Origin of the sequence: Geobacillus sp. LYN3 (assembly GCF_003064505.1) — a bacterium.
Lineage (GTDB): Bacteria > Bacillota > Bacilli > Bacillales > Anoxybacillaceae > Parageobacillus_B > Parageobacillus_B toebii.
In genome coordinates, this window is record NZ_QCWL01000001.1 from 132315 (window position 1) to 138330 (window position 6016).

8 protein-coding genes and 1 pseudogene are annotated in these 6016 nt (G+C 42.8%); all 9 read right to left on the reverse strand.

Translation table 11 applies throughout. The annotated features are described in order from the left end of the window. Positions 1–60: 60 nt before the first annotated feature. Entirely contained in the window at positions 61–1020 is a 960-nt protein-coding gene (locus DCC82_RS00740; RefSeq protein ID WP_108430202.1) for a hypothetical protein, read from the reverse strand. 467 nt (positions 1021–1487) lie between these two features. After that, complete coding sequence (locus tag DCC82_RS00745) at positions 1488–1601, reverse strand: flagellin (protein WP_080729561.1); 114 nt, start codon at positions 1599–1601, stop codon at positions 1488–1490. A 348-nt stretch (positions 1602–1949) separates the two neighbouring features. After that, complete coding sequence (locus tag DCC82_RS00750; RefSeq protein WP_097353849.1) at positions 1950–3257, reverse strand: flagellin N-terminal helical domain-containing protein; 1308 nt, start codon at positions 3255–3257, stop codon at positions 1950–1952. Positions 3258–3411: 154 nt separating this feature from the next. Further along, a complete protein-coding gene (locus DCC82_RS00755) occupies positions 3412–3597 on the reverse strand; it encodes a hypothetical protein (RefSeq protein ID WP_097353850.1) in 186 nt (61 codons plus the stop codon). After that, on the reverse strand, positions 3594–3842 hold the full coding sequence (csrA, locus tag DCC82_RS00760) for a carbon storage regulator CsrA (protein WP_097353851.1): 249 nt from the start codon (positions 3840–3842) through the stop codon (positions 3594–3596). Before csrA ends, DCC82_RS00755 begins: the two co-directional genes overlap by 4 nt. A gap of 14 nt (positions 3843–3856) precedes the next feature. Next, positions 3857–4291 (reverse strand): flagellar assembly protein FliW, encoded by a 435-nt coding sequence (gene fliW, locus DCC82_RS00765; RefSeq protein ID WP_097353852.1) that lies wholly within the window; start codon positions 4289–4291, stop codon positions 3857–3859. Between the two features lie 22 nt (positions 4292–4313). Beyond that, positions 4314–4868 (reverse strand): DUF6470 family protein, encoded by a 555-nt coding sequence (locus DCC82_RS00770; RefSeq protein WP_097353853.1) that lies wholly within the window; start codon positions 4866–4868, stop codon positions 4314–4316. Positions 4869–5093: 225 nt separating this feature from the next. Further along, on the reverse strand, positions 5094–5594 hold the full coding sequence (locus DCC82_RS17835; protein ID WP_233252885.1) for an IS200/IS605 family accessory protein TnpB-related protein: 501 nt from the start codon (positions 5592–5594) through the stop codon (positions 5094–5096). Then, positions 5524–6016 (reverse strand): annotated as a pseudogene (locus tag DCC82_RS17840) (hypothetical protein); the annotation flags it as partial. The pseudogene DCC82_RS17840 and the gene DCC82_RS17835, both read right to left, overlap by 71 nt.

Consider the following 6016-nt stretch of genomic DNA (forward strand, 5'->3'; position numbering starts at 1 on the left):
TTGCACATTATTTCCGAATCCGCCTGAAATAATTTGAAAAAGGGATTCTGAAATAATGTGCTAATTTACAGTACAATTCTTATTATTTTCGTCAATTTCTTTAAGATGATTCTGAAAGCTTTCGCTAAAATAACCTATTGACTCTAGCTCTTTGTGAAAATTAATTTCTTTATCTTCAATTGATTTTGATAAGACCATAAAAAGATTTTTTTCGATTCCCACTTTAAAGATTTTACAAGGATCGTTTAATACAATAAAATCTAAACCGTTAATATTTACTACACTGTTCTTTCCTTTGCTTACAATGTAAAACGGAAGGGCATAATAATCTCTTAAAAATTGACTCATATTCACTTTTAAATGAAGGGCATAATCATTCGGCTTGGGAGGGTCACTTATACGAATATTTATCATGTTATTGTTGAGGTAACTCATTATAGCTAGTCTGAATATTGGCTCTTCATCATTTATTGTTTTCAAATTTTCCGTTTGTTCTTTCGCCCTTGCCAAATCTCCACGTTTAAACTGTGTCCTGCCTTTTGCTTCGATCACTGCCCATCGATTAGATGAATCATATCCGATAAAGTCGGGTCTTCTATTCGATTCTCCATTCATTGTAATATTAACAGGATTTGGACCGTATAGACCTGCCTGATAAACATCTAAATGCATAATCCAATTAATGTTAAACAACTTCATCGTTAGCAAATGCGCAAAAGTACAACCTAAAAAATAATTTATAGCTCCCTTTTCGCTGGGATCTAATGTATGATAAGGTCCGCTAACCGTAAGATAGCGAGAGTTTCCATTATCCGTTAAAAACGTTTGAACAAGACTAGTCCTGAAATTCACTTCATAGTCCGAATAAATTCCATGATACAACACATCATCCCAGTTTCTTCGACCGACCGTAATAGCAGCGTGAATAATATCTGTAAATTCTATTTTTAATTCATCTTGGCAATTATTGTACACTCCATTTTCATTAAAATCTTGTAATATGTACGGCAGTATAGTCATTCTCATTCCCTTCCTTCATCGTCAAGCAACATTGAAAAAGAGATACCAGCAAATGCCGGTATCTCTTTGGTAAATATTCGAAATTAACGGAGCAGTTGCAATACTGCTTGTGGTTGTTGGTTGGCTTGCCATGCCTCAACGTCTTTCGACCGTTGTGTAGACTATCTCTTCACCCTCAGCACGACCTGTTAGGGGCTGGGCGCTTCGGTTCGGCGATCTTGCCTCCCCTACGGACTTCATCACCATAGCATTTTGCCTTAGGTGGTATGTCCTAGTCGTTGAACCTTCTCCACCCTTTCGGGACAGGAGCTTGGCTGCTGGTTGCCCATTGTTGCATCTTTCCTTTTTTCAAGCCGTCACGCCTGCCGTTTCCAGCTACGTTGTGGCAAGGAAAGCTTTAGGGGTTCCCAGCAATTCACCCAGTGATCCTCTTAGCCGTTTCCAGCTAAGACGCCCTTCTAATCAAATTACCGAAGCAGTTGCAACACTGCTTGCGGAATTTGACTAGACTGAGCCAACATCGCTTGCGCTGCTTGTGTTAGGATGTTGTTCTTCGTGAACTCCATCATTTCTTTGGCCATCGTGCCACCCTCACTTTCGTGACGGGACAAGACTACATCTTCACCCTCAGCTTTACCTGTTAGGGGCCGGGCGCTTCGGATGATACAGGGCGATGGAGGAATCCTGTTCACCCTACGGACTTCATCGCCATAGCTTCTCGCCTTAGGCGGTATGTCCTAGTCGTTGAACCTTCTCCACCCTTTCGGGACAGGAGCTTGGCTGCTGGTTGCCCAATCCTTTGACTTTTCCAGCCATCACGCTTGCCGTTTCCAGCTACGTTGTGGCGCAAAGGCTCTAAGGGGTTTCCAGCAATTCACCCGGTCATACTCCTAGCCGTTTCCAGCTAGGACGACTGTGCCTGTCGCCATTTAAGCGGCTAAGGCATAATCTACGTCGCGGATGCGGGATTCCGCAGCTGTTAAGTTTTCAGCAGCTGTTCCTAAGTTATTGATTGTGTGCTCTAGGCGGTTTTGGAACGCACCCAATTTAGAACGTTCTGCAGAAACTTGTTCAATTGCATCATTAATTGCGGTAATCGCTGTTTCAGCACCTGTCTGCGATGTTACATCAATTTTATCAATTCCAAGACTTACAGTATCCATTTTATTAATATCAACTTTCATAGTTTGTGCCTCATTTGCACCAATATGCATTGTTAAAGCATTGTTAGTAACAACAATATTAGCATTACCTTTAGTTAATATAGTATCAACTGTCATATCAAACTGTAATCCGCCAGCTTTAAAGTCACTTTTTGTTAATGTTTGGTTAGCTGTGTTCGCAAAGATAGTTTGATTCGCGGAATTTTGAATTTTTAAATTAGACTCACTACCTAAATTTGCCCCTAAGTTAAAAGTCATTTCCCCTTCTTGAACTGTAGCGCCTTTCTTAATCGTAAAAGTAACACTACTTGCAGAATTTGTTAATGTCGCATCACTATTACTAATATCTACACCGCTAACACTCGCTACCGTTACACCGTTTACATCTTGTAATTCAAAATCAAAAGTAGAGCCTACTGCTGATTTTACAACTAATTTATAGTCTCCTAATTTTAGACCAGATACTTTAGTTGTATCAGTGAAATCAAAATCGGTAGAAGCATTGATGCCGGTTGTATTTGTTTTTGCAGTAGCCGTAATCGTGCCAGCTTCGCTAAGGGTTACAGTATAAGTATCAGTGGCTAGCGCTGAATCAGCAACTTTAACAGGCTGTAATTTCATAGATGCGCCAGATGCAATATTTGCAACATTACCCACACTACCATTTAGTAGCTTTTTAGTGTTAAACTCAGTAGTATTTGAAATACGGTTAATTTCATCCTTTAATTGACTAATTTCTTTTTGAATTTCATTTCGATCTGCATCAGTATTTGTATCGTTCGATGCTTGCACTGCTAATTCACGCATACGTTGAAGAATTGCTTCTGTTTCGTTTAAAGCCCCTTCCGCTGTTTGGATTAACGAGATTGCGTCTTGTGAGTTCTTCGCAGCCATTTCCAACCCACGAATTTGCCCGCGCATTTTTTCCGAAATCGCAAGACCTGCCGCATCGTCACCAGCACGGTTAATGCGAAGGCCGGAAGATAGTTTTTCCATACTCTTAGCTGCTTGCGTATTGTTGAACGCTAATTGACGATACGTGTTCAACGCTGAAATATTGTGGTTAATTCTCATCTTCTTTTCCTCCTTGAAATTTTTTTCTTCCACATCCTTGTGGAATGATAGATCGCGAATAGGAAGAAAGTCGGCCGCCTTTCTTCGCTATGCCGCGTTCACTTTTTATATCGGTTTGTTTTTTAAAAGTTTAATAGGTTGAAGAAAAAATTTTTTAGATTTTGATGTCGAGAAATTGGGAAAATGGCGAAGGCTGTTGAATTTCTTTAATAATGTGTGCTGGGTCATCCTTATGTTTATTAATGATTTCATTTAACGCTTGTTCAGCGGCTTGTTTGTTATCTTGGACAATGCTCGCAATGATTCCTGGGACATGGATGCCCATAATGCTGATGCTCATACCTGTTTCCCCCCTTTCCAGTGTTTCAGTTGTTCGTTCAACTGCTCGAGCGATGTTTTGGAGGCGAGGGAGGCGGCGTTGTTTTCGGCTTGGATAGCGAGATAGATTTCTTTGCGATGAATTTCAACATGTTTCGGTGCGCTGATGCCAAGCTTCACTTGGTCGCCTTGAATGGCAAGGACGGTGATTTCGATGTCATCGCCAATTTGAATCACTTCTTTCAGTTTGCGCGTTAGTACAAGCATACTTGCCGCCTCCTTTATTTCGCCACTTTTTCGGGAAAGAGGCGATGTTTCGTTTTGTAGTTCGTGTTTGTTAAAATAACTTGCTTGCCGAGGCGCTTGTTTACGTTAATGACAATCGGCGCCTGCAAGTTCGCCGTCGTGTCGTCGAACGGCTCGGCGACGGTTAAAATGACGTACAAGGCAACATCTTGCTCGCACGTGATTTGCAGCTGCTCGAGCGTGTTGTCATCTAGGTCGATTTCGTACGTTGGAAAGTATGAAAACGGCTCGATTAAGACAAACCCGAGCGCAGGGGTTTTTACCGATTGCAAAATAACAAACGGCGTGTCTTCGAGCGGCAATAAGACAAACTGTTTTTCCTCTAAAAACCCTGGAATTCCTTGTTCAAAACGGATAATGTCCTTCTCATGAATTTCAATGTCTCCATGATATTTTGTCGCGATTTTCATTCATTCATCCCTCTATTCGTATTTACGTAACCACGTCGATGTGCAGCGAGTTGCGCTGTGCTAAATCAATATGGACCGCTCCTTGTTTGTAACGGATAATTGGATGGTGCGGTTTTACGTCAATGAGCGGCTTATGAATTTTCCAATCCATCAATAGTTTGCCTGGCTCGTAATCGATTTTGACACTGAACGGCGACGGCACGAAGCCGATGTTAAACTCCAACGGCGGGTCTTCACTGTTTGCTTGCGCCTGCTCAGCGATAACGTCGCCGCCGTTTTCGATTTTCATCAGCTCATCTCCTTGCGCGGAAACGGTCTCTATGTACGACAGCCATGTTTCGTAACCGTCTTTTGCCGCGTCCTCGATAAGCCGAAACACATGTTTTAAATTCATCTCTGCCCACGCTTGCGATTGATCGATCGTTAGGCGCGGGCGGAGGACGTTGATCTCCAGTTCTGGCTTCGGCTGTTCGATCGTCATTTCGGCTGGCGGCTGCGTGATTTCCAGTTGCGCAGGCTCGGTGGAAATCGCCAGTCTTGCGAATGTTGCTTCCATACGAAGCTGCGGAATACGCATAAACAGCTCCTGGTTACTAAAATCTATAAAAATCGACTCACCGCGATGGAACCAGGAAACACCGCTTGCCGCTCAGGAAACACCCGAGTTCCATCAGGAAGGGAATTTCCCTTGTCATTCACCTGCTGTGAAAGACATCCTGTGGATCGCTGTCAGCGACGGCGCCTGTCGTGCACCATTCCTTCCATCGGTCAGTACACGACAACGATTTTAGCAACCAGGGGTCTACACCTCCTTTAGTTGAATTTGGTACTGGTTCATCCAGCAGAATTTGTGCAAGATATTCCATAACGACCATTCATGCTCTTGTTTGAAATTCTCGATTTTGCGTAGCATCATCGCGATATATTGGCGTTGTTTCTTGCCGCTTCTCGATTGCTTGTAGGATTCTTCCATCGACCCTAACAAAGCAACCAAATGGCGTTTCACTTTCGTTTTTATGGTATCTATGAGTTCTTTTGGCAACCGTTCGCGATACCCTAATCCCCGTCTGCCAATGACAAATGCGGCACTTTCATGGACGGATAACCCATACTTTTTCATATATTTGAAACGTCCAATGACGCTTGTATACGCCGGATTCACTTTTTTGATGCGAAACCCAAGCCTTAAGCCCCGACGAATGATCGTTTCCGTCAGCTTTTTCTTTTTGAAATTATGGGTGAAGCGATTGAATCGTCTGTCTGTATCGTGCTGCTGTCTTAGTTGAATGTTTTCGATGACCACTGCGCCAACATTCTTCGTTCGTGATTTTTCCTTTCAAGCGCTTATAAAAGTTCTGTTTCCCGCCAAAAATCACACGTGGAATCGTTCCATGGTCGAGATGGTGCTTTAGCTCATCTTCTTTGGATTTCAGTTTTTCTAATCGTCGGTGTAATCCGTCTAAACATGTTGGAAGATCAACTTTTTTCGGTGTTTTTCTTCCATGTTGGTAGTCATCGATTTTCTTTTCGGTTTTTTCGATTTTCGCCTGCACATCCTCTAAACGCATTGGAAGCAGCTCCCGTTGAGAAGAAATCAGCGATTGAGCAAGCAAGACCACGTCTTCGGCATACCGTTTGTTGAGCCGAAATTGGCGCGTAAGGTGCTTGATGATGTCTTTTGCGTTCCTTCCCTCCAGCAAACGGTTGAACGCATATCGCTTCGCT

Coding starts and splice junctions, on each gene's coding strand:
- DCC82_RS00740 (WP_108430202.1), bottom strand. CDS start 1,020: ATGACTATACTGCCGTACATATTACAAGATTTTAATGAAAATGGAGTG.
- DCC82_RS00745 (WP_080729561.1), bottom strand. CDS start 1,601: ATGGCCAAAGAAATGATGGAGTTCACGAAGAACAACATCCTAACACAA.
- DCC82_RS00750 (WP_097353849.1), bottom strand. CDS start 3,257: ATGAGAATTAACCACAATATTTCAGCGTTGAACACGTATCGTCAATTA.
- DCC82_RS00755 (WP_097353850.1), bottom strand. CDS start 3,597: ATGAGCATCAGCATTATGGGCATCCATGTCCCAGGAATCATTGCGAGC.
- csrA (WP_097353851.1), bottom strand. CDS start 3,842: ATGCTTGTACTAACGCGCAAACTGAAAGAAGTGATTCAAATTGGCGAT.
- fliW (WP_097353852.1), bottom strand. CDS start 4,291: ATGAAAATCGCGACAAAATATCATGGAGACATTGAAATTCATGAGAAG.
- DCC82_RS00770 (WP_097353853.1), bottom strand. CDS start 4,868: ATGCGTATTCCGCAGCTTCGTATGGAAGCAACATTCGCAAGACTGGCG.